This is a genomic window from uncultured Sulfitobacter sp. (genome assembly GCF_947502895.1).
Taxonomy (GTDB): Bacteria; Pseudomonadota; Alphaproteobacteria; order Rhodobacterales; family Rhodobacteraceae; genus Sulfitobacter.
In genome coordinates this window covers 513,078-538,178 of sequence record NZ_CANNBM010000001.1, presented here as the reverse complement: position 1 = coordinate 538,178, position 25,101 = coordinate 513,078, and the positions used below count along the sequence as shown (strand labels likewise).

The window sequence follows — 25,101 nt, the reverse complement described above, 5'->3', positions numbered from 1 at the left end:
GTAGTGTGGGCCTTCGGCAACAGACAGCGCGTTCGGGGCTAGCCCTCCAGTGCGGTGATCATATCGACGCGGGTGGCGTGGCGCCCCCCCTCAAATTCGGCGTCCAGAAACGCATCAACGATATCCAGCGCCAGACCCGCACCGGTCACACGCGCGCCTATGGATAGCATATTGGCGTTGTTGTGCTGGCGGATCATACGGGCCGAGAAGGCATCAGCGCAGACGCCGCAGCGGATGCCCTTTACCTTGTTGGCGGCCATCATGATGCCCTGACCTGTGCCGCATACGATAATACCCAAGGCACAGTCACCCGAGGCTACATGCCGTGCTGCCGCCTCGCCATGCTTGGGGTAATCGGTGCTCTCGGCCGTGGTGGGGCCGATGTCGAGGACCTCATATCCGCGGTCCGTGATATGGGCGGCGATGGACTGCCGCAGTGCAATATCCGCGTGATCGCTGGATAGTACGATGCGCTTTTTGCTCATGCTTGCTCTTTCACTTCCGCGCCGTAGCCGAGGGGAAGAGAGGTATCCTTGCCCTCGCTATCGCCAGCTTCGGCCAGAAAACGCTCGGCCTCCAGTGCGGCCATGCAACCCATGCCGGCGCTTGTCACAGCTTGGCGGTATTTGTAATCGGTCAGGTCGCCAGCGGCAAAGATGCCGGGAATAGAGGTTTCCGTGCTGTCGGGTTTGGTGACGACATAACCGCCCATGTGGGTTTCCAGTGTATCTTTTACCAGCTCGTTTGCGGGCGCATGACCAATGGCCACAAAGACGCCCTTGCAAGGGATGTCTGTGATCTCGCCTGTTTTGGTGTGCTTTACCTTGATACCCTCGACGCCCAGCGGGTTGTCGGTGCCATAGACCTCTTCCAGCTGGTGGAACCACAGCGGCTCGATCTTGGGGTTTTTCATCAGACGGTCGATCAGGATCGCTTCTGCGCGCAACTCGTCACGGCGGTGGACCAGCGTAACCTTCGAAGCGAAATTGGTAAGGAACAGCGCCTCTTCTACAGCTGTATTGCCGCCGCCGATCACGACAATTTCCTGACCGCGATAAAAGAATCCGTCGCAGGTGGCACAGGCCGAAACGCCAAAGCCTTTGAACTTCTCCTCTGTCTCCAGCCCCAGCCATTTGGCGCGCGCGCCTGTGGCGAGGATCACCGCATCGGCCACGTATTTTGTGCCGCTGTCGCCAGTGGCCACAAAGGGGCGCTGGGACATGTCCAGATCGGTGATGATATCGCCGATAATCTCGGTGCCCATCGCTTTTGCGTGGGCTTCCATGCGGATCATCAGGTCGGGGCCCTGAACCTCGGTATCACCGGGCCAGTTTTCGACTTCGGTGGTAGTGGTCAGCTGGCCGCCCGGCTCGATCCCTTGCACAAGGATCGGGTCCAGCATGGCGCGGCTGGCATAGACGCCGGCAGTATAGCCTGTGGGGCCGGAGCCGATGATCAAAAGCTTGGTCTTGCGTGTCTCGGCCATGGGGCACCTTTATGTGGAGGAATCTGCGTTGGCCCCGATATATACGCCCGAGAGGCAGGCTTAAACCCCTGCATAGGACCCCCCTCACGGGACTGTGACGGCGCGAAGGGGTGAAGAAGGTCTGGGTGTTGGCCTAAAAATTTGCAGCAAAACTGGGCTTTTTCATAGATGCGTCGAATTTTGCCATTGTACTTGAACAATATTGCGCGCATGTGAAACTTTATTGCGCGTAGCTGCGTTGGCACTATAAGAATCGAAAAGCTGTAGGGGGGCATATGGCTGGAACGCGACTTGATCCGATTGACCGGAAAATTCTGGCAGAGCTTCAGGCGGATGGTCGGATGACCAACGTCGAGCTGGCCAAACGTGTCGGTATTTCCGCGCCGCCTTGCCTGCGCCGTGTGCGCACGCTGGAGGAGCAGGGCTATATTCGCGGCTATCACGCCGAGGTTGATGCGCGCGAATTGGGATTTGAAGTGCAGGTGTTTGCCATGGTCGGACTGAGCAGTCAGGCCGAGGCGGATTTGTCAGCCTTTGAAGAACGGTGCCGCGGCTGGTCACTGATCCGCGAATGTCACATGCTGAATGGTGAGGTGGATTTCATGCTGAAATGCGTGGCCCCCGATCTGTCCAGCTTTCAGAGCTTTCTGACAGGGCAGTTGTTGACCGCGCCCAATGTGGCGAGCGTCAAGACCTCTTTGGTGATCCGGAACGCCAAGGATGACCCCGGCGTTCCGTTCGACGTTTTGGAGGAACGTCTGCGCGTCGAGGCCTGATAGGGAACCGCAAGCGCGCAGGAGAGAGATTAGTGTGCGTCCAGATCGGGCGCGCGTGGATGGGCCAACGGGCCGAAATCCGACAAGTGGCTGATCCGTGGAAACAGCGAGATAAAGCGGTCGCGTAGCGAGTGGCTGACTTCCCGTGGCGCTTGTGCGCCAGGGTGGAATGTTTCCATCTCGATCCCGTCCACGTTGATCACCGCATGGCGCGACAGACAGATGTGGAACAAACGTGTGGGCGTGGGCGGTGTGATTTCGATCACGTTCACACCATCTATCAGCTTGGACGCGGGGGTGAGCAGCTGCTTGCCGTCTGCAATGCCGCGCAGTGCAGGGGGCGTATGCAAGATACGCGCGCCGGGCCCAACAGTGAGCGAGCGTTCGGGGCGCGACTGGCCCAGGGCATCAGGCATGATGCGGATCAGCGGCGTGCGTTTGCCAGCATCAGCAGGTGAAAACGTCGAGGTACCAACCCAAGTCAGCTCGGCCGCTTCGCCTGTTGCGGTCTGAACCATATCGCCGGGCTGGAGGTCTTCCACAGCGATTGGGCCCAGTGTTGTCTGGATCAGACTGCCATGGGTAAACGCCGAGAACGCGTTCTCAAACAGCGGGATCGCAGGTGCAGTGCTTTGGCCGATGAACAGCGATGTGTCTTCGCGCAATGCCGCTACCTCATAGGTGCGTTTTGGCATCTGCGCGGCCACTTTCGGACCGTTCGAGGATGGCATGGAAGAAGTCATCATTCCGTACCCTGTTTTACGTGCTGCGGGGCGAGCGGCAGCTGGATTGGCAGTCAATGTCATGTGCGTAACCTATCATGGTTTGTCACATCCTTCGTCGGCCCCCACCGACAACGACGGAAATAACGGTTGGGTCATTTCGTGTCTTTCGTGAGGCCTAATTCGCCACTATTGCGCCGCATTGTCAAAGTTTCCAACACATTCGGGCGGGCTGGGGCATCAATATCTGTAATTTGAGGTGTTTTGTTTCTGCATTTTCAGAAAATCCCGCCACATTCTGGTCGAGAATCAAAAAACCCCTCCCCGCGAATCGACGCGGAAAGGGGCAGTTGCGAGGGGCGGGCATACGAGGGGGAGGAGGTTTGCCCGTGCCTCAGGGAGAATTCGGGATCAGGCGCTTTTGCGCTGGGGGGCCTCGGCTGCACGACGCTTGGCGATGAAAGCAGCGCGGCGGCTACCGCGTGCCCAAGGCATGACGGTGTCGTTCTCGGCAGCGGCTTTTGTGATCGACTTGATGAAGCGTGCGTTGGTTTTCATGTCTCTGGTCCTCGGTAGCTGTTTTGTTGGTGCGGGTCGTTGCCCTTGCTTGAGACCGAATATGAAGGTGCAATCGGGCTGGTTTTGGGCATTTAACGAGAAATGTGGGGAAATTTGCGGGGCAGCGGAGCCGCAAATATGGTGTAGAGGCCATATTCGGCAAAAGAGCTAATAAAATATGGGGTTTCGGCCTGATTGTGCGCTGTTTGGCAACAGTGGGCGCAATTGTTTCTGGCTGGGAAATGAAAGAATGGGGCAGGCTTAGGGCTGGATTTGCCCCATTTGCGCCCAGATCACAGGGTGATGGCGGCGATCAGGCGGCCATAGTCCGCTTCTTTTGCGTGGGTGGTGCGGCGGTAGGAGTAGAATCGATCCGCATCAGAGAAGGTGCAGTGGCGTGTCCACTCTGCATGGCCAACGCCCGCTGCGCGTAAACGGTTCAGGCCAAAGCCCGGCAGATCAAACAGCATGCGATCACCCGCGCCGTTGATGAAGTAGCGGGCATAGTCGGGATCCTCGGCCATAAAGCTGTCCATAAACTCGGGTCCGACCTCATAGGCGCGCTGGCTGATGGCGGGGCCGATCACGGCGGTGATGTTGTCGCGCCGGGCACCCAACGCTTCCATTGCATCGACGGTGGCGTGCAAGACCCCGTCCAGCGCGCCGCGCCAGCCCGCATGCGCCGCACCGATCACGCCTGCATCCGTATCGGCAAAAAGCACAGGCTGGCAATCTGCGGTCAGCACTGACAGCGCGATGCCTTTGGTCGCTGTAACCAGCGCGTCGGCGCGGGGTTTCTCGGCCAACGGCGCATCAACGGTGATCGCCGTGGCAGAGTGGATCTGATGCACCCCGAGCAGATGATCGTGCGCGACGCCCATCGCATCGGCAACCCGCGCGCGGTTGATCGCCACAATTTCTGCCTGATCGGTAGAGCCTTGGCCACAGTTGAGCCCCGCAAACACGCCTGATGATGCCCCACCCCGTCTGGTGAAAAAACCGTGTTTGACGGGCAGCGCATCACAGGTGAGGATTTCGAGGGTCATGTTTCCAGTCCGGGCAGCATGGCAGCGCCTGTCGGGACGATCCCGAAGGTCTTGAACAGGTTTCCCATTTCTTGGGGGTGCGTCAAGCGGCGATGTGCAGCGATATGTGTGTCGAGTGCGGCACCTGTCAGAGATTTGGCCAAGGCCTGCGCGCGTGCCGTAATGCCCAGCCGTTCGAGGAAGATACCTTGGGGGGTAACGCGGCTGGGTTTTGCGGGGGCACTGGCGTTGATTAGTGCTTCAAAATCCACATGGGCAGTCAGGTCTGCCTGTCCGGGTGCGGTGAGCGGATCGCTGGGGTGGTGTTTGCGCACGGCCTGAAGGGTGTCGCCCAATGTGCGCCAATCGCCGTAGTCGAATATAAGTGCGGCACCGCCCTGCGCTTCGATCTGCGCAGCCAGCGTGCCGAGGATCGGGGTGGCTGCGGCGCAATCCTCGATCAGGTCGCCGTCTTTGGTATCTTCCAGACGGTGGGCCAAAGCGGGCTGTGGCTGTGCAGGACCGAGTCCAAAGACAAGTGCGCCATCTTCCAGACCGACCTGCCTTTCACGCCATAGGTGGCCATTACGCACAAACTGGCGGATGGGAAGGGCGTCGAAAAACTCGTTTGCTACGATGAATGTCGGTTGTGCGGGAAGGGCGCTCAGGTCGTCAAGCCAGAGGGGGCTGTGGGGCGCAAGTGTCTCGCGCTGCACATCGCGCAGGGCGGGTGATGCCTCGACCAGTATGAGTTGTGCGGCCTCGATAAAGTCCGGAACGCGGGCGCAGGCGCGCAGTATATCGGCCATGAGTGTGCCGCGGCCCGGCCCAAGCTCGGCCAGTGTGAAGGGGGCAGGGGCGCCTTGGTCCAGCCAGCTTTGCGCCAGTGCGAGGCCGACCAGTTCGCCGAACATCTGGCTGATCTCGGGGGCGGTGATGAAATCGCCCTGCGAGCCGAAGGGTTGGCGCGTTGTATAGTAGCCGTGCTCGGGGTGCAGCAGACAGGCGGACATGTAAGCGTCCAGCCGCATGGGGCCTTGCGCTGCGATCTGCGCTGTGAGCAGCTCCGCAAGGCTCATGCGGACCGCCGTGCGCGTAGAATGAACCACAGGCCGACGGCGATCATCGGCAGGCAGAGGATTTGGCCCATGGTCAGGCCGTAGCCGCCTATCTGCCATGCGAGGCCCAGCGGGTTGCCCTCGGTGATGAACTGCGCATCGGGCTGGCGCACAAATTCCACCGCAAAGCGGGCGATGCCGTAGCCTGCCAGAAACGTCCCCATGATAAGGCCGGGGGATTTGAACGCCTCGCGCCGCCAAGCGAGCCATATGAGGACGGCCCCCAGCAAAAGGCCCTCAAGGGCTGCCTCGTAGAGTTGTGAGGGGTGGCGCGCGCAGATGCCTATGACTTCGGGGCAGTATTGTGCGGCCTGCGTGGGAAATGCGACGCCCCAAGGCAGATCGGTCGGGCGCCCCCAAAGCTCGGCGTTGATGAAGTTTGCGATGCGGCCCAGCAGCAGCCCGGGAAAGATGCCCAAGGCCACCAGATCGCCCGCGCTGATACGGGGGATTTTATGGCGCGCTGTATAGATGAAAGCTGCGATGATGACGCCAAGCGCACCGCCATGAAAAGACATGCCCCCCTCCCAGACCCGCAAAATCTGACCGGGGTTCGACAGATAGAAGGCGGGCTGATAAAACAGGACATAGCCCAGACGCCCGCCCAAGATCACGCCGAGGATCACCCAGGTAAGCAAATCTTCGATTTGTTGCGGGGTCATGACGGGCGTATCATTGCGCCACAGGCGCGGCGTTCTGGCCGCGCGGACCACCAGACGCCACCCCAGCAGGATGCCCACCAGATAGGCCATGGCGTACCAGCGCAATGAAAAGCTCATCCCCAGTACGGTGATGGTGAATATCTCGGGCGCGATATCGGGAAAGGGGATCAAAGCGTGCATGCGATGATTGAGCGCGCCCGCGCGCGGAAGTCAACCTTGCATGGCGCCGCAAGCCACCCCATATAGAAGCCACACCAGTTGGAGAAACACGATGCAGACCCGCAACAAGATTTTTGACGATCTGAGCCAGATCATGACCAACGCCATGGGCGTGGCGCAGGGTGCCAAGGACGAGGCGGAGAATGCCATGAAAGGCATGATGGACCGCTGGTTGGCGGACCGTGATTTCGTAACACGCGAAGAATTCGACGCCGTTCGCGCAATGGCGCAAAAGGCACGCGAAGAGAACGAGGCGCTGAAGGCGCGTCTGGACGCGATGGACAAAGCTTAGGCCAAATCTCCCACCGCGTTTGACCTGATTGACGCGCTGCCGCGCGACATTTTTACTATTTGCCGCGTATCACGTGACCGCCCCTGATCAACGTCGGGGGCGTTTTGCTTTTTTCCGAGGCTCGAAATCGCGTTTTTGCGCAGGATTTCGGGCTTATCCCCGACTGATTCGGGTTATCCACAGAAAAAGACTTGCCAGAGTCTATCAGGACCGCCACCATATATTGTAGGACGCACAGGCAAACACGCGTCTTATTGCGTAAGCACCCAATGTGCAGGGGCCGGACACAGGCTCTACCACGTTGAGGATAACAAAAAGGTGGCACAATGGCCCTGTCCGAGCAGTACCTGGAAGACGACATTCACCCGATCGACATCGTCGAGACGCTGGCGGCCCATCACGATTGGGAATTCGACCGCATCTCTGACGAGCAGATATCCATGGCAGTCGAGGGCCAGTGGCGCACATATGCTGTCACGCTGGCATGGTCTGCCTATGACGAGACGTTGCGCCTCATCTGTACCTTCGAGATGGAGCCGCCGGAAGACAAAGTGCCTGCGCTCTATGGGTTGCTGAATGATGTGAATGATCGCTGCTGGGCTGGTGCCTTTACCTATTGGGCCGAGCAACAGATGATGGTTTACCGCTATGGCCTCGTGCTGGCAGGTGGCCATGTCGCCTGCCCCGAGCAGATTGACACGATGATCGCCGCCGCCGTGACCAGCGCCGAGCGCTATTATCCAGCGGTGCAGCTGGTGGTCTGGGGCGATAAATCGCCTAAAGACGCGCTGCAAGTCGCCATTGCGGAGGCCTACGGGCGCGCGTAATCCTGTTCCGCAAATATATTGCGGGGGAGAACATGGAAAATTCACGTATCGCCAAGGACGGTTTGGTTTTGCTGGGCTGTGGCAAGATGGGCTCGGCCATGCTGGAAGGGTGGTTGTCGCGCGGGCTGCCGCCTGCGTCTGTCAGGGTGGTCGACCCTGCGCCGTCTGATTGGCTGCGCGGTACTGGGGTTCATCTGAACGGTGATCTGCCCGCAGCACCTGCGATTGTGCTGGTCGCGGTCAAGCCGCAGATGATGGCCGATGCGCTGCCGACGTTGCAGCAGATGGGCAACGGATCGACGCTGTTCGTGAGTGTGGCTGCTGGTACGCCAATATCGTATTTTGAAAAGACTCTGGGCGCGCAGACCCCTGTGGTGCGCGCCATGCCTAATACCCCTGCAGCGATTGCGCAGGGCATCACGGCGATCGTCGGGAATGCCGAGGCGGGCGCTGACGGGTTGAACGAGGCAGAAGTATTGCTCAGTGCTGTGGGCGAGGTTGTCCGACTGACTGAGGAGGCACAGATTGATGCTGTTACCGGTGTCAGCGGGTCTGGCCCCGCCTATGTGTTTCACATGATCGAGACATTGGCCGCCGCAGGTGTGGAGCAGGGATTGCCCGAGGATTTGGCAATGCAACTGGCGCGTGCCACCGTTGCAGGGGCGGGCGCGCTGGCCATGGCCGCTGACGAAGGCCCCGACCAGCTGCGCGTAAATGTGACCAGCCCCAATGGTACAACGCAGGCGGCATTGGAGGTCTTGATGAACCCGCAAAGCGGATTTCCCGACCTGCTGCGCAGGGCCGTTGCAGCCGCTGCAGATCGCTCAAGGGAGTTGGCGCGTGGCTGAGATTTCTTTTGATGATTTTATGAAAGTTGACATTCGGACCGGCCGCGTCGTGAAGGCCGAACCCTTCCCCGAAGCACGCAAGCCCGCGATCAAACTCTGGATAGATTTCGGAGAAGAAATCGGGGTGAAAAAGACCTCGGCGCAGATCACAGCGCACTACGCGCCTGATGGGTTGATAGGGCGTCAGGTCATGGCAGTGGTGAATTTTCCACCCCGCCAGATTGGTCCGTTTATGTCGGAAGTTCTGGTGCTGGGTGTGCCTGATCAGACTGGTGAGATTGTTCTTGTTGCGCCGGATCAGGAGACACCAAGCGGAGGGCGGATGCATTGAAAAAAGTATTTATATCCAGAATATTGCCGGACGAAGTTTATCTATCACTTAAAGGTTTGGAGGTTGTGCGCCGTGACCAGACGCACCCTCTTTCGCGCGCAGAGATGTGCGCCGCGTTGCGCGATTATGATGCGGTGATGTGTACGCTGGGTGATCAGTTCAGCGCAGAGGTCTTTGCCGAGGTGCCACAGCCCCGCTGCAAGATACTGGCCAACTTCGGTGTGGGATATAACCACATCGACGTGGCTGCTGCACAGGCCGCTGGACTGGTGGTGACCAACACGCCGGGTGCTGTCACAGACGCCACTGCTGACATCGCCATGACACTGATGTTGATGAGCACGCGGCGCGCTGGTGAGGGTGAGCGACTGGTGCGGACAGATAGGTGGGAAGGGTGGCATCCGACCCAGATGTTGGGCCTTCATCTGACGGGCAAGGCTGTTGGTATTGTCGGTATGGGGCGGATTGGGCAAGCGATTGCGCGGCGCTGTCACTACGGGTTTGACATGTCTGTCAGCTACTTCGGGCGTGGGCCCAAAAAGTTGTCTTTTGATGCAACTTACTACGATGATCTATACGCGCTGGCGGCTCAGGTTGATGTGCTGGTCACTGCTGTTCCGGGCAGCCCGCAGACACATCATATTATCGATGCGGCCGTACTGGAGGCGATGCAACCGCATGCCCATCTGATCAATATTGCCCGCGGCGATGTGATTGACGAGGAGGCCCTTATTGCGGCGCTTCGGGCGGGCACTATAGGAGGGGCAGGTCTGGACGTTTATGAGTTTGAGCCGCGGGTGCCGCAGGTTCTGCGTGATCTGGATAACGTCGTCTTGTTGCCGCATTTAGGTACTGCAACGGACGAGGTTCGTGTGGATATGGGGCGCATGATGGTTGAAAATGTGCAAGCCTTCCTGCGTGGGGAAACGCCGCCAAATCCAGTCTAGCTGTCGCCGATCGCGGCGCGCCAATGGCGGCGGCACAGTGATACATAGCTTTCGTTGCCGCCGATCTGCACTTGCGCGCCTTCACGCATCACGTGGCCTTCCGCGTCCTGCCGCACGACCATGGTTGCCTTTTTTCCGCAATGACAAATCGTGCGGATTTCCCGCATCTCATCTGCGAGGGCCAGCAAGGCAGCAGACCCCGGAAAAAGCTGGCCCTGAAAATCAACCCGTAGACCGTAGCACATGATCGGTACGCCAAGATCGTCCACAGCGCGGGCCAGATCCCAGACCTGCGCATCACTGAGGAAGTGTGCCTCATCCACAAAGATGCATGCACAGGGGCCTGATTTCAGCCGCTTCTCAACCTTTTCAAAAAGGTTCTCGTTGGTGTGGTAGGTGTCCGCATCCTGGCCGATGCCAATGCGCGAAGCGATGCGACCTTCACCTGCGCGGTTGTCGAACTGCGCAGTCATCAAATAGGGCAGCATCCCGCGCTCACGATAGTTGTGGGCTGCTTGCAAAAGAACGGTCGATTTGCCCGCGTTCATGGTGGAATAGTTGAAATATAGCTTAGCCATTGGGGCATTTATCAGGCTCTGTTCCGCCTGTGCAAGTAAATCAGGTTGGTATTTCGGGCAATATGCTGAATTACCACTGGGACTTGGCTCAGATCAGCTATATGTTAGTGCGAATGTTGGGCCGATAGGGGTGATGGAAATGGATGCAGCTGGCAACTATTTGAAAAAGCATACGGAAGCCTTGGTGAAAGCTGTGGGTGTAGAAGCTGCGTGCGAAGTCACTGGCAAGTCCAAGGCGACGCTTGGTCGGTACTATTCCGATCATGACGAGCATGCAGATCGCTTTATGCCCGTGGATGCTGTGGCTGCGCTGGAGATTGCTGCGGGATATCCCCACCTGACCCAAGCGTTAGCCGAGCTTTCTGGTGCGCATCTTGATTTTGATGAACGTCGTCCGAACGATAATTCTGTCGGTGGGGTGAATGCCGATGTGATTGCGCTGAGCCAGCGTTTTGCGATGCTTATGGCCGAGTACCAGCAGTCTATCGCTGATGGCAAAATCACTGTGAATGAAGCCAAGCGCCTGCTCAAGGAAACGACGATGTTGCAGCAGGTTCTGGTGGACATGAAGCTGCATCTTGAAGATGAAAGTGTCTGAAGATCTGTCATCGCTGATTGCGGAGGCGCTGCCCCGCATAGATATCGATGCGTTGAAGTCTCCCGATGACCCTGGCCATAAGCCACGAATTCTATTGCTTTATGGCTCTCTTCGCGCGCAGAGCTATTCGCGCTGCGCTGTCGAGGAAGCAGCGCGTGTTCTTGAGTATTTGGGATGCGAGACCAAGGTCTACGACCCGCGCGGTCTGCCACAGCCCGATGATGCACCCCCCGAACATCCCAAGGTAGCAGAGCTGCGTGCGCTGGCTGTCTGGGCGGAAGGGATGGTTTGGTCCAGCCCAGAACGTCATGGCGCAATGACAGGCATCATAAAGACCCAGATCGACTGGTTGCCGCTGTCCTTACAGGGGGGTATTCGCCCAACGCAGGGCAAGACGCTAGCGATCATGCAGGTTTCGGGCGGGTCGCAGTCGTTTAACGCGGTCAACCAGATGCGTATTCTGGGTCGCTGGATGCGGATGGTCACGATCCCTAACCAGTCAAGTATTCCAAAGGCTTGGTTAGAGTTTGATGGCAAGGGGCGCCTGCCTGCTGGCCCGTTCTACGCCCGTCTGGTGGACGTGATGGAAGAGTTGGTCAAGTTCACGTGGCTGACGCGGGGGCGGGCAGAGTATCTGGTGGACCGCTACTCAGAGCGGGTTGAGAGCGCCGAGCAGGTCCATAAGCGGGTATCCAAGAAAGACGGTTAACCGTGTTTCTGCACGATGACGGAGCCCACAGAATATCCTGCGCCAAATGAGCAGATCAGCCCTGTGTCGCCATCCTCCAAGTCATTGGAATACTTTGAGAAAGCGATGATAGACCCTGCTGAAGACGTGTTGGCGTAGTCTTGCAGGATATTGGGTTGCTCGCCCGCTTCTGGCGTGCGGCCCAGAACCTTTTTGCCGATAAAGTCGTTCATGGACTTATTGGCCTGATGTAACCAAAGACGTTTGAGATCAGAGGCTTGGACACCTTCATCTGACATATGGTTGCCGATATGCTCGGACACCATGGGCAAAACTTCCTTAAAGACCTTTCGCCCGTTTTGCATAAACTGCATATCACGGCGGTCTGCTAACCCATCGGGGCGAGAGCGGCGCAGGAAGCCGTTATTGTTGCGGATGTTGTTGGAAAAATCCGTGGCGCAACGGGTTGATTTGATTTCAAAATAGGGGCCTGTCGCGTCCTCGGCGCGCTCGATCAGCGTGGCGGTTGCCACGTCACCAAAGATGAAATGGCAATCGCGGTCGCGCCATTCTAAGTGGGCAGAACATATTTCCGGGTTAACGACCAGTGCGCTGCGGATGGAGCCTGAGCGGATCATGTCTGCAGCGGCCTGAATCCCGAAGGTGGCGGAGGAGCAGGCGACGTTCATATCGAAAGCGAAGCCATTGATTTGTAACAAGTCTTGAATTTCGATCGCAACGGCGGGATAGGCGCGTTCCAGATTTGAGGCAGCGCAGATAACGGCGTCGACGTCCGATGCGGTCTTTCCTGCGGCTGTGAGGGCCTTTTGTGCAGCATCCAGCGCCATTTCAGCCATCTGGGATGGTTCATCATCGCTGCGCTGGCGCAGCAGCGGATGCATCACATTCGGATCGAGGATGCCAGTTTTATCAAGTACATAGCGCTGATTGATGCCCGACGCTTTGAAGATGAAATCTTCGGAAGAGTAGTCTTTTGCAGGCAATTCGCCTGAAGCAATCTGGGCTGCGTTTTTAGCGTTATAGATGTCCACGTAGGCGTTGAAGGCTTTGACCAGTTCGGCGTTGGTTATGACCTGTTCCGGGGTAAAGACGCCTGAGCCTGTAATTGCGGGTGTGTACATCTCTTATTCCTCTTTACTGGCAGGAGTTTAGGGGCCGCACTGCCTGTGGATAACGTAGTTTCATATTGGGGAGGTGCCATCGGTACACCCCTTGTACACCCCCTGTACACCATGTGTGCAGGGGGTGGGTTGCTGCCCGTTTTAACGGATTGTAAGGCAAGTGCCTATGGGGAAATGGTGGGTTCTGGCGCGCGCAAGATAATGTGGGAGGGTCACCGGAACTTCGCAGCGGTGATAAATTCGCTAAACGCTTCGCACCAGACCAAGACAGTGGTGTAGTCCGCCGGATCAATACCTTCCGGCACGGATAGGACAAAGCCGTTGAAGGTTTTGATATCACCGATCAGCTGCGCTTGATCTTTGATCGGCAAGAATTCGTCCTCATGCTCTACAAACTCGGTCAGAAGATACAGTTTGTAGTCTGGCCCCGGAGCGAGCTTACCTTCGTGGACGATGTTTGTAGGCGTTATGCTGATAGTCCCTTCGCCCCAATGCAGGATATCCGATCCTTTCAGCTCGCGTGTCAGTTCTGCGGTGAACATGGCGTCTTTTGCCTGCTCTTGCAGCACCGCCTGATCGGGGGACGGCGGCGCTGTGAGAATCGGGAGCAGATAAACGCCCAAGGCAAAGCCTGCGGCGAGAGCCGTAAGGTGCGTTAGGCCAAGTACTATAAAACGTCGCATGAGGTTCCCTTCGATGAGTTTGGCGCAAGCCTAGCAAAGCTACGAAATGGATCAACGCTGCGTCTTGTTTTCTAGCCCTGCAGCGACTTCACGCCGATCTCGTCCTCTGCCTGTGCTTTGATCGCCAAAGCCGCTGCATATGCCCCCGCGGCGGTCGTGTAGTAGGGGATTTTGTCATACAGAGCGATGGAGCGGATGCTCTTGCTGTCCTCGACGGCTTGGGCGCCTTCGGTTGTGTTCATCACCAGATGGATTTGCTCGTCCTTCATCATGTCGGTGATGTCGGGGCGGCCTTCGTAGACTTTGTTTACCGTATCGCAGGCGATGTTGTGTTCTGTCAGCCATGCAGCGGTGCCGCGTGTGGCGGTGATGGTGAAGGACTGCGCGATGAGGATGCGGGCGGCTTCTAGCACGTCATTGGTTTTGTCCATATCCTTGATCGAGAGGAAGGCAGTGCCGGTGCGCGGCAGGATGGTGCCAGCGCCCATCTGCGCCTTGAGGAAGGCGCGGGGGAAGTCGCGGTCCCAGCCCATGACCTCACCGGTGGAGCGCATTTCTGGCCCCAAGATGGTATCTACGCCCGGGAAGCGCGCGAAAGGCAGTACTGCCTCTTTGACCGAGAACCATGGCATGTTGGGGTCGGCCAGCGTCATCGGATCGCCCAGCGGGAGGACATCGTTATAGGCGGCGTCGGCATTGTAGGGGGCGCGCAGCGGGAAGGTCGACAACGGCTCTCCCGCCATGATGCGTGCGGCGATGGAGGCGATGGCGGAATCGGTGGCTTTGGCCACGAAAGGTACGGTGCGCGAGGCGCGCGGATTGACCTCGATCAGGTAGATATCGCCGTCTTTGATCGCGAACTGGATGTTCATCAGGCCAACAACGTTGAGCGCCTTGGCGAGGGCTTTTGTCTGGACCTCAACCTGTTCGATGATGTCGCGGGATAGGGAGTAGGGCGGCAGTGAACAGGCGCTGTCACCTGAGTGCACGCCCGCTTCTTCGATGTGCTGCATGATGCCTGCGACATGCACATCTGTGCCGTCCGACAGGGCGTCTACATCCAGCTCAACCGCGCCAGACAGATAGCTGTCGAGCAGTACGGGGCTGTCGCCCGAGACGACCACGGCTTCGGAGATATAGCGTTCAAGCTGTGTCTGGTCGCGGACGATTTCCATGGCGCGGCCGCCCAGAACGTAGGAGGGGCGGATGACCAACGGGAAACCGATCTCGGCTGCGATTTCCATGGCTTCGGCATCGGAATGCGCAATGCCGTTGTGCGGCTGCTTGAGGCCGAGCGACTGGATCAGATCGGCAAACCGTTCACGGTCTTCGGCGAGGTCGATCATGTCGGGCGTGGTGCCGAGGATCGGGATGCCTTCGTCGTGCAGGGCTTGGGCGATTTTGAGCGGGGTCTGGCCGCCGAACTGTACGATGACACCGTGCAATGTGCCGTTTTCCTGCTCTACGCGCAGGATTTCCATAACATGTTCGAATGTGAGCGGCTCGAAGTACAGACGGTCCGAGGTGTCATAATCGGTGCTAACAGTCTCGGGGTTGCAGTTGACCATGATCGTCTCATAGCCCGCGTCGGTGAGGGCATAGCAGGCGTGGCAACAGCAATAGTCAAATTCGATCCCCTGACCGATGCGGTTGGGGCCACCGCCCAGGATGACGACCTTTTTGCGGTCAGAAGGGCGGGCCTCGCACTCGGCCTCGCCCATCATGGGGGTTTCGTAAGTGGAGTACATGTAGGGCGTCTGCGCTTCGAACTCGGCGGCGCAGGTGTCGATGCGTTTGAATACGGCTTTGACGCCGAGGCCGAGGCGGGCTTTGCGCACGGCTTTTTCGGATTGTTCGGTCAGGGTCGCGAGGCGGGCATCGGTAAAGCCCATCATCTTGACGCGGCGCAGGGCGTCTTCATCGGTTGGCAGGCCATTTGTGCGGATGTCGTCCTCGGCTTCGATGATCTCGCGGATGCGGGCGAGGAACCATGGGTCAAACATGGTGGTGGCGTGGATATCGGCATCGGACATGCCGTGGCGCATTGCTTGTGCGATGGTCCGCATGCGGTCGGGCGTTGTCTTGGAAATGGCGGCGGTGATTGCGGCCATGTCGGGCGCACCTGGGATTTCGATTTCGTCAAAACCTGTCAGGCCCGACTCCATAGAGGCGAGGGCCTTTTGCAGGCTCTCGTGAATGGTGCGGCCAATGGACATTGCCTCGCCCACGGATTTCATCGCGGTGGTCAGGTAAGGCTCGGAGCCGGGGAATTTCTCGAAAGCGAATTTGGGGATTTTGGTGACGACATAGTCGATCGTCGGCTCAAAACTTGCAGGGGTCACGCCTGTGATGTCATTGTCCAGCTCGTCCAGCGTGAAACCCACGGCAAGTTTGGCCGCGATCTTGGCAATCGGGAAACCGGTGGCTTTGGACGCCAAGGCCGAGGAGCGCGACACGCGCGGGTTCATTTCGATCACAACCATGCGACCATCGTCGGGGTTCACGGCCCACTGCACGTTACTGCCGCCTGTCTCTACCCCGATTTCGCGCAGCACGGCGATGGAGTGGTTGCGCATGATCTGGTATTCTTTGTCAGTCAGCGTAAGGGCCGGAGCCACGGTGATGGAATCGCCTGTATGCACGCCCATCGGGTCCACGTTTTCGATGCTACAGACGATGATCGCGTTGTCAGCCGTGTCGCGCACGACCTCCATCTCGAACTCTTTCCAGCCCAGAAGCGATTCGTCGATCAGGATTTGCCCCATGGGCGAGGCGTCCATGCCCGAGCGGCAGTAGAACTCATAATCTTCGCGGTTATAGGCCACGCCGCCGCCTGTGCCGCCCATGGTAAAGGCGGGGCGGATGATGGCGGGCAGGCCGATCTCTTCGAGCGATTCGAGGGCCAGCGCCACACCTGCGGCGAGGTCTTTTTTGCCGCTTGCGTCTTTGGGCGCTGTGCAGATGGTGGCCTTGGGGTTTTCGATGCCCAAACGGTCCATCGCCTCGCGGAACAGCTTGCGGTCTTCTGCCATTTCAATGGCTTCGCGTTTCGCGCCGATCATTTCGACGTTGTATTTATCCAGTACGCCCATTTCTTCGAGGGCCAGCGAGGTGTTCAGGCCTGTTTGGCCACCCATGGTGGGCAGCAGCGCATCGGGGCGCTCTTTCTCGATGATTTTGGCGACGATTTCGGGCGTGATCGGCTCAATATACGTCGCATCGGCTAACCCTGGATCGGTCATGATGGTGGCAGGGTTGGAGTTGACGAGGATGACGCGGTAGCCTTCCTCTTTCAGTGCCTTGCAGGCCTGTGCGCCCGAGTAGTCGAATTCGCAGGCCTGTCCGATGACAATAGGCCCCGCACCAATGATCATGATCGACTGGATGTCGGTTCTCTTTGGCATGGCGGCCCCCTACAAAATTGGCAAACTTTCGCGGTTATAGGCATTGGGTGGCGGGGTGCAAGGGGTTTGGCGGAATAGACTGCACGATGCGCGGACTACCTGCCCGTTGGTTGTGTTTTGCCTGCCGGAGCGCGATAGAAATACAGGTGGGCATTTGCGCGCACGGATCGGGAGCGTTTCATGGGGCTGACTGTTTTTCTCGCCGTTTTGTGTGCTGCGTGTTTGCATGCGGGATGGAACGCGTTGGTCAAAAGCGGCGCGGACAAGCACATTGCCATGACGGGTGTTGTGATCGGGCATGTGCCGATTGCCTGCCTTGTGCTGCCGTTTGTACCGCTGCCTAATGCGCAAAGCGTGCCATGGCTCTTGGCGGGGGTTGCGCTGCATCTGGGGTATCAGCTGTTTTTGATTGCGGGCTACCGGATCGGTGATTTGACGCAGGTTTACCCGATTGCGCGCGGGGTCGCACCGTTGATCGTCACGGCGGTATCGGTTGCGATGGGGGTTACGCTGTCACCGTTGGAGATTGCGGCAGTGGTGCTGATTGCCGCTGGCATCATCTCGATTGCGCTGGTGCGCCGCGCGGACGGCACGCGCAACCCGCGTGCGGTGGTGATGGCGCTGACAACGGGGTGCTTTATCGCGGCCTATTCCCTGGTTGACGGGATTGGTGTGCGTCTGTCGGGGACGGCGCCGGGATATTGGTCATGGATCGCACTTGGCAATGCGGCAGCATTTGTTGCATGGACAGCCTGCACCAAGCGCGGGCTGTTGCTGCGGGTCGTTCGCGACCGTCGCACCATGTGGCAGGGGCTGCTGGGCGGGACGGCGTCGTATCTGGCCTATGGCATTGTAATCTGGGCCTTCACACAAGCGCCTATCGCGTTGGTCACGGCGCTGCGCGAGACGTCGATCATCTTTGCCCTGATGATCGGTGTGTTTTTCCTGCGCGAGCGTCTGGATTTGTCCAAGGTTGTCTCGACGATGGTGACGATTTGCGGGGCGGCTTTGCTACGTTATGCGCGGCCCTGAGGGCGGCGTGCCTCAGGCGTCGAGATACATGCGCACCGATGCTTCGAACGCGCGGGGGCGGTCGGCGTGCAGCCAGTGGCCTGCTTTGGGGATTTTGGCGAATTTCGCAGCAGGAAAGAGCGATTTGATCTGCGGGCGGTGCGCGGGTTGCACATAATCGCTGTCGCCGCCGCTGAGAAACAGGGTGGGGCCGGTAAACTGGCCTGTGACCTGTGGAAAGCCGATGATCTTGTCCATCTCGGCCTCCAGCACATCAAGATTGAGGCGCCAGCGTTTGCCTGCGACGTCCAGCGATTGGGTGAAAAAGCTCTGCAATGCGGGCTCAACCCCTTGTGCGCCAAGCTGTTCGGCTGCCTGCGCGCGGCGGGTGAGTGTGGTGAGGTCCACGGCGCGCATGGCGTCGATATGGTGGGTTTGCGTGTGGCTGTAGGGTACCGGCGCGATGTCGGCCACGATCAGGCGGCGGATCAGATCGGGGTATTCCAGCGCCATGACCATAGCCGCTTTGCCGCCCATAGAGTGGCCGCACAGGTCGATGGGTGCGCCGATGTGGCGTGCGAGATCGGCCAGATCGGCGGCCATGTCATGATAGCTCTGACTGGGCAGGGGGGCGTTGTGGCCATGGTTGCGCATGTCGGGCGTGACAACGCGACGGGTGTCGGACAGGCGTTTGGCGATCACGCCCCAGTTGCGCCCCGAGCCATATAGGCCATGGGCGATGATAAGGGGGGGCGTGGCGGGGGATGCTTCCCCGAATTCGGTATAGCTGAGCATAGCCACAGGCCTAGCGCCATTGCAGCCGCAACGCCAGCCGCTTAGACATGGCTCTATGATTACCGACAAGGATATGGCGGCCAAGTCGCGCAAGCTGCGCGGGTTGATGCAGCAAAAGCTGGACGTGCGCGGGCGCGACCTGCGGCAATCCTTGCGCCGCGCGGGCCGACGACTGCCCAAGCGTATCCGTAAATGCGGGGCCGCGTTGATGCGCGCCGAGATGCTGGCCCATAACCCCAAGACCGCGCGGCAGATTGATCTGGCCGAGGTTGAGGCCGCGTACGAGCAAATGCGCAGTTATCTTGAAGCGCTGGACGTGAACGAGATGCGCAAGACCCGCATCTTAAGCCTGACAGGCGCTGTGGTAGCAAACCTGATTGGCGTGGGCGTTCTGTTTATCGTCTGGCTGTGGTGGCGCGGCTACGTCTAGCGCGCCATTCTGCCGCTGGCTTTACCCACCCTGCGGGTCGTATTCGGCATCTGTCACATGCTCCATCCATGTCACAGCGCTGCCATCCAGTTCCTCTTGTAGAGCGATGTGGGTCATGGCCACGTCTGGCGCCGCACCGTGCCAGTGCTTCTCGTCCGGCTCGAAAAATACTGTGTCGCCGGGGCGGATTGTCTCGATAGGGCCGCCCGCACGTTGGACCAGACCCAAGCCTGCGGTTACGATCAGCGTCTGGCCCAACGGGTGCGTATGCCAAGCCGTGCGCGCGCCTGCCTCGAAGGTCACGGTCAGGCCGCGCAGGCGGGCGGGGGCGGGTGCTGTAATCAGCGGGTCCATGCGCACGCTGCCTGTGAAATATTCGGCGGGGCCTGTGCCCGAGGGGCGGGAGCCTGCGGGGTGGATAATCATTGGGGGTGTCCTTTGCTGCGTTGGCTGAGGCCACAATGGCGGGAACCTGCGGATATGGAAAGAGTGATGCAGCGCGTGTCTGTGTACGGTGTAGTTTGTGTAAGGCGAGGCGGGTTTGTCCATGCTGTTGATGATTGGACTTTATTCGTGGGGATGCGGCAGGGTGGTACCTGCGTTGGCAGCCTAGCGTTCTGTTTCAAGAAGCCAGTCGCGGAAATTGGTGGCCGCATTGTTCGTCTCGTCCGTGCGCAGGTAGTAGCCTTCGGCGCTGGGCAGCGCATCATCATGGGCGCGCACCAGCTGCCCCGAAGCAAGGGCCGACCGCGCAAGAACCTCGCTGACCAGTGCGACGCCGTTGCCGTGGCACGCCATGTTGAGGGCTGCGTCAAACGAATCGACAAAGATATGCGGCTGGAGCGCGTGGGCATCCGCGCCGGGCCAACCGCTCCACCCTGCCGAGGTGCCGACAGATTCGATCAGCGGCAGGGTATGAAGCGCACCGTGCAGGCTGGGCGATTTGAGAGCGACGAGGCCGTTCGGCTCTAGCAAAATCGAATTTTTACCGAATTGTTTGTGGGTGCCGAACGGGATTTCAATATCGGCGTAGATCATATGAAAATCATCCGGCCAGATGGTGCTGACAAAACGCAGGCGCGTGTTTGGGTGACGGTTGGTAAATTCTGTCAGGCGTGGGGCGATGACCCATTCCGCCACACTAACGGAGGTGGCGATTGTCAGCAGGTTTTCGGTTGGCCCTGTTTCGAAAAGTCGTGAGGCAGCGGCAAGGGTTTCAAGTGCCGAGGCAACCTGCGGGACCAGTTTGCGGCCATCATCAGTCAGCGACAGGCCGCGTGGTTTTCGGATGAACAGAGCGACGCCCAAGCGAGATTCGAGCGATTTTACATGCTGGCTGACCGCTGATTGGGTCATGCCGATCTCAACCGAGGCAGCTGTAAAGCTGAGGTTGCGCGCCGCCGCTTCAAACGCGCGAAACCATGTCAGCGGAGGGAGAGATTTTGCCATGAACAAGTCACCCATTAATATTTCTAATGGGTAAGCCTGCATTTCCTTCGTTTGTCAAATGGCGCGATAGGGCTTTGAGTGTTTCAAAGCACAAAGGGATGAAGCGATGCAGCCAGAAATCAGAAAAATAGTCACCTATGACGAAGAGGTCCTTATTGAGGGGTTCAAGCCTGCCACGACGCCTTGGCGGATGTTTGCGGTGGCAGCTGTTGTCAAAAACCCGTGGGCGGGGCGGTTTGTGGAAGATCTGAAGCCGGAAATCCACGCTTACGGTCCCATTCTGGGCGAGATGATGACAGCGCGGATGATTGCCCTTGCAGGGTCGGGCGAGGCGATCGAGGCTTATGGAAAGGCCGCTGTTGTTGGCCTGAACGGCGAGATCGAGCATGCGTCAGGCCTGATCCACACATTGCGGTTCGGCAATCACTACCGTGAGGCTGTCGGTGCTAAATCCTATCTGGCCTTTACCAATACACGCGGCGGGGCAAATGCGCCGATCATGGTGCCATTGATGGACAAGAACGATGCGGGGCGGCGGTCACATTATCTGACAATCCAGTTCTCTATTCCCGACGCGCCGCGCGACGATGAAATTGTTGTTGTTCTGGGGGCTGCCACCAACGGGCGTCCGCATCACCGGATCGGGGATCGCTATCAGGACCTGAAGGATTTGGGCCATGACCTGGACAATCCGGCAGCGGTCTAGCATCGGGCCTCTGGCAGCCATCACGGCTGGTGAGGGGCCTGTCGTGCTGTTGATCCATGGCGTGGGTCTGCGGGCAGAGGCGTGGGGTGCGCAGATGGACGCGCTGTCGCAGACCTGTCGCCTGATCGCCGTGGATATGCCGGGGCACGGGGCCAGCGCCGCCCTGCCTGCACGCCCAAGCCTTGCGGGGTTTGTCGATGCGATTGCGGGCGTTCTGGAGCAGCCTGCTGTGGTTGTTGGCCATTCCTTTGGCGCGATGATTGCGCTGGACATGGCGATCCGCCACCCCACCCGTGTGAAGGGGGTGGCTGCGCTGAATGCAATTTACCGCCGTAATGCAGCGGCGCAGGCGGCTGTTATGGCGCGCGCAGGCAGCCTTGACGGTGCGACCACCGCTGACCCCACCGCAACGCTGGACCGTTGGTTCGGGGCGCATGTCACGCCGCAGCGCATAGCCTGTGACGGCTGGTTGCGAATGGCCGACCCTGCCGGCTATCGCGCGGCCTACCGCGTCTTTGCCAGTCATAATGGCCCTGCCACGGCTGACCTGAGCGCGCTGCACTGCCCCGCGCTGTTCATGACTGGCGCAGATGAGCCGAATTCGACACCCGCAATGTCGCGCGAGATGGCCGACCTTGCCCCGAACGGGCGCGCCGAGATCATAGCGGATGCCGCGCATATGGCGCCGATGACCCATCCCGCCCGCGTCAATACTGTTTTGAGCGATTTCATCGGGGGCTGTGCATGACACTTCAGATCAACCCCCAAGAACTGCGCAGCGCATTCGGCAGCTTTTTGACAGGCGTGACTGTAGTCACGGCGCGGCGCGATGACGGTGCAATGGTGGGCTTTACGGCAAATTCATTCACCTCTGTTTCGATTGATCCGCCGCTGTTGCTGGTGTGTCCGGGCAAGTTTCTGTCAAGCTATGCGACGTTTGCCGCCTGCACACATTTTGCAGTCAATATTCTGGCGCAGGGCCAGCAGGATATCGCAAATATCTTTGCTTCGTACAAAGGGGACAGGTTTGCGCGGGTGGCGCACCGCCTTGATCAGCACGCGGTGGCGCTGATCGAGGGTGCGGCCGCGCATTTCTCCTGCACGCGTGTTCAGGCTCTGCCGATGGGAGATCACTGTATTCTGATTGGTCGGGTTGATGATTTCAGCCAGAGCAACTGCGCAGGGCTTGGCTATCACGCGGGGCAATACTTCCGAATTGGTTTTGACGGGGTGGCCCGCCAAGACGTTTTAGAAAGGACGTAGCGATGGATTTTTCACTTTTCGCCCATATGGAACGCATCACCCCCGATCAGGAGCAGTGCCACCTGCGCACCGAGTTGATCAGCCTTGCCAAAATGGCGGATGAGGGCGGGATGCGGGCGGTTTGGACGGGTGAGCATCACGGCATGGATTTTACCATCGCGCCCAACCCGTTTCTGACGCTTGTGGACCTGAGCCATCACACCAAAAACCTGCAGCTAGGGACGGGAACGGTGATCGCGCCGTTCTGGCATCCTATTGCGCTGGCGGGCGAGGCGGCTGCGGCTGATCTGATCACTGACGGACGGATTGAGCTGGGCGTCGCGCGGGGCGCGTACGCGTACGAATACGAGCGCCTGATTCCCGGTATGGACGCGTGGGAGGCGGGCCAGCGCATGCGCGAGACAACGCCGCTGCTGCGCAAGCTGTGGGAAGGTGATTGCGCCCATGAGGGGGAGTTCTATCAGTTTCCCGCGACGACTTGCGCGCCGAAGCCGGTGCAGGAGGGCGGGCCACCGATCTGGATCGCGGCGCGCGATATCAACAGCCATTCGTTTGGCGTCGACAATGGCTTTAACATACAGGTGACGCCACTGTGGCAGGGCATGGCCGAGATCGAGGATCTGATGGGCAAATTCAATCAAGCCTGTGCTGCATATGACGGGCCGCGCCCCAAAATCATGCTGCTGCACCACACCTATGTAGCCAGCGATGAAACCGACACAGTGCAAGCGGCCAAGGAGCTGTCGACCTTTTACAACTATTTCGGCGCGTGGTTCAAAAATGTGCGGCCCGTGCGTCAGGGCCTGATCGAGCGACTAAGCGAAGACGAAATGGCCGCCAACAAGATGATGTCACCCGAGAACATGCAGCGCGATCTGACCATCGGCACCGCGCAGGAAGTGATTGACCAGATCAAGCGTTACGAAGACCTTGGCTATGACGAATATGCGTTCTGGATAGACAGCGGCATGGATTTCGAGCGCAAGCGGGCCTCGCTTTCGCGGTTTATCGACGATGTGATGCCTGCATTCGCTTGAAGATCGAACTCTCTTAAGGACTGATATGACACAGCTTCCCCATTTCCAGCTCTATATTGATGGTGCGTTTACCGAGGGCCATGCGGGGCAGGTGATGGCCTCGCAAAACCCTGCGACGGGGGCGGATTGGGCGACATTCGCCTGTGCCGCACCGCAAGATGTGGCGCGCGCGGTAGCTGCGGCGCGGCGTGTGCTGGACGATCCTGCATGGCGTGACATGACCCAGACCCAGCGGGGCAAATTGCTTTATCGTCTGGGGGACCTGATCGCAGAGCATGCCGCCGAGCTTGGCCAGCTGGAGACGACAGACAGCGGCAAGCTGTTGGCCGAAACAGCAAGCCAGACAGGATATGTGGGCGACTATTACCGCTATTACGCAGGTCTGGCGGATAAGATCGAAGGCGCTGTGCTGCCGATAGACAAGCCTGACATGCATGTGTTTACCCGCCGCGAGCCTATTGGTGTGGTCGTGGCGGTTGTGCCGTGGAATGCGCAGATGTTTCTCACCGCGACCAAGTTGGGGCCTGCCCTTGCTGCGGGATGTTCTGTGGTGCTGAAAGCGTCCGAGATTGCACCCGCCCCGATGCTTGCGTTTGCGCGGCTGATCGAGCAGGCAGGCTTTCCACCCGGCGTGGTGTCGATTATCACGGGGGATGCTGAAAACTGTGCGATACCGTTGACGCGCCACGCGGATGTGGACCGTATCGCCTTTACCGGCGGGCCGGATACAGCGCGCCATGTGGTACGCAATTCGGCCGAGAATTTCGCGGTGACGTCGCTGGAGCTGGGAGGCAAATCACCCATCCTTGTTTTCGAGGATGCCGATCTGGATAGTGCCGCGAACGGTTTGATTGCGGGCAATTTCGGGGCATCGGGGCAAAGCTGTGTGGCGGGGTCACGTGGCCTGATCCACCGCCCCGTCATGGAGGCGCTGATCGCGCGGATTTCGCAGAACTGCGCAGATATTATCGTGGGTGATCCGCTTGATCCTGCGACGCATCTGGGGCCGTTATGTACCAAAGCACAGGTTGATCTGATCGTTGCCACCTTGGCCAAGGCAAAGGCACAAGGCGCGAAAATCCGCTTTGGGGGCGAGCCGTTGGAGCGTGTGGGCAACTACATGGCGCCGACCTTGGTTCATTGTGAAAACCACGATGTCGAGACGTTGCACGTCGAGCTTTTCGGACCTGTGATGTCGTTGATCCCGTTTGATACCGAAGAGGAGGCCATAGCACTTGCCAACAGCACGGCCTTTGGGTTGGGGTCCGGAGTTTTCACACAAAACCTTGCGCGTGCGCACCGTGTTTCGGCACGGCTGAAGGCGGGAATTTGTTGGGTGAATACCTATCGCGCCATCTCGCCCATCGCACCGTTCGGGGGGACCAATCATTCAGGCTATGGGCGCGAGGCGGGGATCGATGCGATCAATGATTATACCCGCACAAAAACAACGTGGATCAACACGTCGGATCAGCCCATGACGAACCCGTTTGTGATGCGGTGAAT

Annotated in this window: 29 protein-coding genes; 15 read left to right on the top strand and 14 right to left on the bottom strand. The window is 59.0% G+C overall.

The features are described 5' to 3' along the window. Positions 1–38: 38 nt before the first annotated feature. On the bottom strand, positions 39–485 hold the full coding sequence (gene rpiB, locus Q0903_RS02580; RefSeq protein WP_299412602.1) for a ribose 5-phosphate isomerase B: 447 nt from the start codon (positions 483–485) through the stop codon (positions 39–41). After that, positions 482–1,486: a thioredoxin-disulfide reductase gene (gene trxB, locus Q0903_RS02575; RefSeq protein ID WP_299024837.1), complete on the bottom strand. Its 1,005-nt coding sequence runs from the start codon at positions 1,484–1,486 to the stop codon at positions 482–484. Before trxB ends, rpiB begins: the two co-directional genes overlap by 4 nt. A 275-nt stretch (positions 1,487–1,761) precedes the next feature. On the opposite strand from trxB, the gene Q0903_RS02570 reads away from it, so the two are divergent. Beyond that, positions 1,762–2,262 carry an Lrp/AsnC family transcriptional regulator gene (locus tag Q0903_RS02570; RefSeq protein WP_299024836.1) on the top strand — a complete coding sequence of 167 codons (501 nt, stop codon included), beginning with the start codon at positions 1,762–1,764 and terminating at the stop codon, positions 2,260–2,262. A gap of 29 nt (positions 2,263–2,291) precedes the next feature. On the opposite strand, the gene Q0903_RS02565 is transcribed toward Q0903_RS02570, so the two are convergent. The 5 genes from Q0903_RS02565 to lgt all read right to left on the bottom strand — a co-directional run bounded on the left by Q0903_RS02565 (position 2,292) and on the right by lgt (position 6,527). Beyond that, positions 2,292–3,068, bottom strand: a complete 777-nt coding sequence (locus tag Q0903_RS02565) for a Hint domain-containing protein (protein WP_299412600.1) — start codon at positions 3,066–3,068, stop codon at positions 2,292–2,294. A 327-nt stretch (positions 3,069–3,395) separates the two neighbouring features. Further along, the gene (locus tag Q0903_RS02560) at positions 3,396–3,542 is read right to left on the bottom strand and encodes a hypothetical protein (RefSeq protein ID WP_299024834.1); all 147 of its coding nucleotides are present in this window, start codon (positions 3,540–3,542) and stop codon (positions 3,396–3,398) included. A 293-nt stretch (positions 3,543–3,835) separates the two neighbouring features. Next, positions 3,836–4,588 carry a peptidoglycan editing factor PgeF gene (pgeF, locus tag Q0903_RS02555; protein ID WP_299024833.1) on the bottom strand — a complete coding sequence of 251 codons (753 nt, stop codon included), beginning with the start codon at positions 4,586–4,588 and terminating at the stop codon, positions 3,836–3,838. Next, positions 4,585–5,646 (bottom strand): SAM-dependent methyltransferase, encoded by a 1,062-nt coding sequence (locus Q0903_RS02550; RefSeq protein WP_299412597.1) that lies wholly within the window; start codon positions 5,644–5,646, stop codon positions 4,585–4,587. The genes pgeF and Q0903_RS02550 overlap by 4 nt, the downstream gene beginning before the upstream one ends. Beyond that, on the bottom strand, positions 5,643–6,527 hold the full coding sequence (gene lgt, locus Q0903_RS02545) for a prolipoprotein diacylglyceryl transferase (RefSeq protein WP_299024829.1): 885 nt from the start codon (positions 6,525–6,527) through the stop codon (positions 5,643–5,645). Before lgt ends, Q0903_RS02550 begins: the two co-directional genes overlap by 4 nt. Before the next feature lie 91 nt (positions 6,528–6,618). Between lgt and Q0903_RS02540 the strand changes: the two genes are divergently transcribed. The 5 genes from Q0903_RS02540 (at position 6,619) to Q0903_RS02520 (ending at position 9,811) form a co-directional block, all read left to right on the top strand. Beyond that, positions 6,619–6,858: an accessory factor UbiK family protein gene (locus tag Q0903_RS02540; protein ID WP_299024827.1), complete on the top strand. Its 240-nt coding sequence runs from the start codon at positions 6,619–6,621 to the stop codon at positions 6,856–6,858. A 326-nt stretch (positions 6,859–7,184) separates the two neighbouring features. Continuing rightward, positions 7,185–7,685: a YbjN domain-containing protein gene (locus tag Q0903_RS02535; protein ID WP_299024825.1), complete on the top strand. Its 501-nt coding sequence runs from the start codon at positions 7,185–7,187 to the stop codon at positions 7,683–7,685. Between the two features lie 32 nt (positions 7,686–7,717). Further along, the gene (proC, locus tag Q0903_RS02530; RefSeq protein ID WP_299412594.1) at positions 7,718–8,533 is read left to right on the top strand and encodes a pyrroline-5-carboxylate reductase; all 816 of its coding nucleotides are present in this window, start codon (positions 7,718–7,720) and stop codon (positions 8,531–8,533) included. Beyond that, the gene (locus Q0903_RS02525) at positions 8,526–8,864 is read left to right on the top strand and encodes a tRNA-binding protein (protein WP_299412592.1); all 339 of its coding nucleotides are present in this window, start codon (positions 8,526–8,528) and stop codon (positions 8,862–8,864) included. Before proC ends, Q0903_RS02525 begins: the two co-directional genes overlap by 8 nt. Then, positions 8,861–9,811: a D-glycerate dehydrogenase gene (locus Q0903_RS02520; RefSeq protein ID WP_299412589.1), complete on the top strand. Its 951-nt coding sequence runs from the start codon at positions 8,861–8,863 to the stop codon at positions 9,809–9,811. Before Q0903_RS02525 ends, Q0903_RS02520 begins: the two co-directional genes overlap by 4 nt. Here the strand turns inward: Q0903_RS02520 and Q0903_RS02515 are convergent. Continuing rightward, positions 9,808–10,389: a thymidine kinase gene (locus Q0903_RS02515; protein ID WP_299024817.1), complete on the bottom strand. Its 582-nt coding sequence runs from the start codon at positions 10,387–10,389 to the stop codon at positions 9,808–9,810. The two genes, Q0903_RS02520 and Q0903_RS02515, sit on opposite strands and share 4 nt — an antisense overlap. A gap of 139 nt (positions 10,390–10,528) precedes the next feature. Between Q0903_RS02515 and Q0903_RS02510 the strand changes: the two genes are divergently transcribed. Next, positions 10,529–10,987 carry a hypothetical protein gene (locus tag Q0903_RS02510; RefSeq protein WP_299024815.1) on the top strand — a complete coding sequence of 153 codons (459 nt, stop codon included), beginning with the start codon at positions 10,529–10,531 and terminating at the stop codon, positions 10,985–10,987. Beyond that, positions 10,974–11,696 carry an arsenical resistance protein ArsH gene (gene arsH, locus Q0903_RS02505; protein WP_299412585.1) on the top strand — a complete coding sequence of 241 codons (723 nt, stop codon included), beginning with the start codon at positions 10,974–10,976 and terminating at the stop codon, positions 11,694–11,696. The genes Q0903_RS02510 and arsH overlap by 14 nt, the downstream gene beginning before the upstream one ends. Here arsH and Q0903_RS02500 read toward each other — a convergent pair. The 3 genes from Q0903_RS02500 to carB all read right to left on the bottom strand — a co-directional run bounded on the left by Q0903_RS02500 (position 11,693) and on the right by carB (position 16,904). After that, positions 11,693–12,817 (bottom strand): beta-ketoacyl-ACP synthase III, encoded by a 1,125-nt coding sequence (locus tag Q0903_RS02500; RefSeq protein ID WP_299412583.1) that lies wholly within the window; start codon positions 12,815–12,817, stop codon positions 11,693–11,695. The two genes, arsH and Q0903_RS02500, sit on opposite strands and share 4 nt — an antisense overlap. A 212-nt stretch (positions 12,818–13,029) precedes the next feature. Then, positions 13,030–13,500, bottom strand: a complete 471-nt coding sequence (locus Q0903_RS02495; RefSeq protein ID WP_299024808.1) for a DM13 domain-containing protein — start codon at positions 13,498–13,500, stop codon at positions 13,030–13,032. A 71-nt stretch (positions 13,501–13,571) separates the two neighbouring features. Next, positions 13,572–16,904 (bottom strand): carbamoyl-phosphate synthase large subunit, encoded by a 3,333-nt coding sequence (gene carB / locus Q0903_RS02490; RefSeq protein WP_299412580.1) that lies wholly within the window; start codon positions 16,902–16,904, stop codon positions 13,572–13,574. A 180-nt stretch (positions 16,905–17,084) separates the two neighbouring features. On the opposite strand from carB, the gene Q0903_RS02485 reads away from it, so the two are divergent. After that, on the top strand, positions 17,085–17,936 hold the full coding sequence (locus Q0903_RS02485) for an EamA family transporter (RefSeq protein ID WP_299412577.1): 852 nt from the start codon (positions 17,085–17,087) through the stop codon (positions 17,934–17,936). Positions 17,937–17,948: 12 nt separating this feature from the next. Here the strand turns inward: Q0903_RS02485 and Q0903_RS02480 are convergent, their stop codons facing one another. After that, the gene (locus Q0903_RS02480; RefSeq protein WP_299024804.1) at positions 17,949–18,710 is read right to left on the bottom strand and encodes an alpha/beta fold hydrolase; all 762 of its coding nucleotides are present in this window, start codon (positions 18,708–18,710) and stop codon (positions 17,949–17,951) included. A 55-nt stretch (positions 18,711–18,765) separates the two neighbouring features. Here Q0903_RS02480 and Q0903_RS02475 point away from each other — a divergent pair, with 55 nt between their 5' ends. Then, positions 18,766–19,140, top strand: coding sequence for a hypothetical protein (locus tag Q0903_RS02475; RefSeq protein WP_299024802.1), 375 nt, complete (start codon positions 18,766–18,768; stop codon positions 19,138–19,140). 21 nt (positions 19,141–19,161) lie between these two features. On the opposite strand, the gene Q0903_RS02470 is transcribed toward Q0903_RS02475, so the two are convergent. Together Q0903_RS02470 and Q0903_RS02465 are read right to left on the bottom strand one after the other, a co-directional pair. Then, a complete protein-coding gene (locus tag Q0903_RS02470; protein WP_299412574.1) occupies positions 19,162–19,566 on the bottom strand; it encodes a cupin domain-containing protein in 405 nt (134 codons plus the stop codon). Between the two features lie 183 nt (positions 19,567–19,749). After that, positions 19,750–20,589: a LysR family transcriptional regulator gene (locus Q0903_RS02465; protein WP_299412571.1), complete on the bottom strand. Its 840-nt coding sequence runs from the start codon at positions 20,587–20,589 to the stop codon at positions 19,750–19,752. Between the two features lie 106 nt (positions 20,590–20,695). Between Q0903_RS02465 and Q0903_RS02460 the strand changes: the two genes are divergently transcribed. The 5 genes from Q0903_RS02460 to Q0903_RS02440 are packed head-to-tail and all read left to right on the top strand — an operon-like array spanning position 20,696 to position 25,099. After that, entirely contained in the window at positions 20,696–21,295 is a 600-nt protein-coding gene (locus Q0903_RS02460; RefSeq protein WP_299412568.1) for an amino acid synthesis family protein, read from the top strand. Further along, on the top strand, positions 21,267–22,043 hold the full coding sequence (locus Q0903_RS02455) for an alpha/beta hydrolase (RefSeq protein WP_299412565.1): 777 nt from the start codon (positions 21,267–21,269) through the stop codon (positions 22,041–22,043). The genes Q0903_RS02460 and Q0903_RS02455 overlap by 29 nt, the downstream gene beginning before the upstream one ends. Continuing rightward, positions 22,040–22,558: a flavin reductase family protein gene (locus Q0903_RS02450; RefSeq protein ID WP_299412562.1), complete on the top strand. Its 519-nt coding sequence runs from the start codon at positions 22,040–22,042 to the stop codon at positions 22,556–22,558. Before Q0903_RS02455 ends, Q0903_RS02450 begins: the two co-directional genes overlap by 4 nt. A gap of 2 nt (positions 22,559–22,560) precedes the next feature. Then, positions 22,561–23,595 (top strand): LLM class flavin-dependent oxidoreductase, encoded by a 1,035-nt coding sequence (locus Q0903_RS02445; protein ID WP_299412559.1) that lies wholly within the window; start codon positions 22,561–22,563, stop codon positions 23,593–23,595. Between the two features lie 25 nt (positions 23,596–23,620). Further along, on the top strand, positions 23,621–25,099 hold the full coding sequence (locus Q0903_RS02440) for an aldehyde dehydrogenase (RefSeq protein WP_299412556.1): 1,479 nt from the start codon (positions 23,621–23,623) through the stop codon (positions 25,097–25,099). Positions 25,100–25,101: the final 2 nt, after the last annotated feature.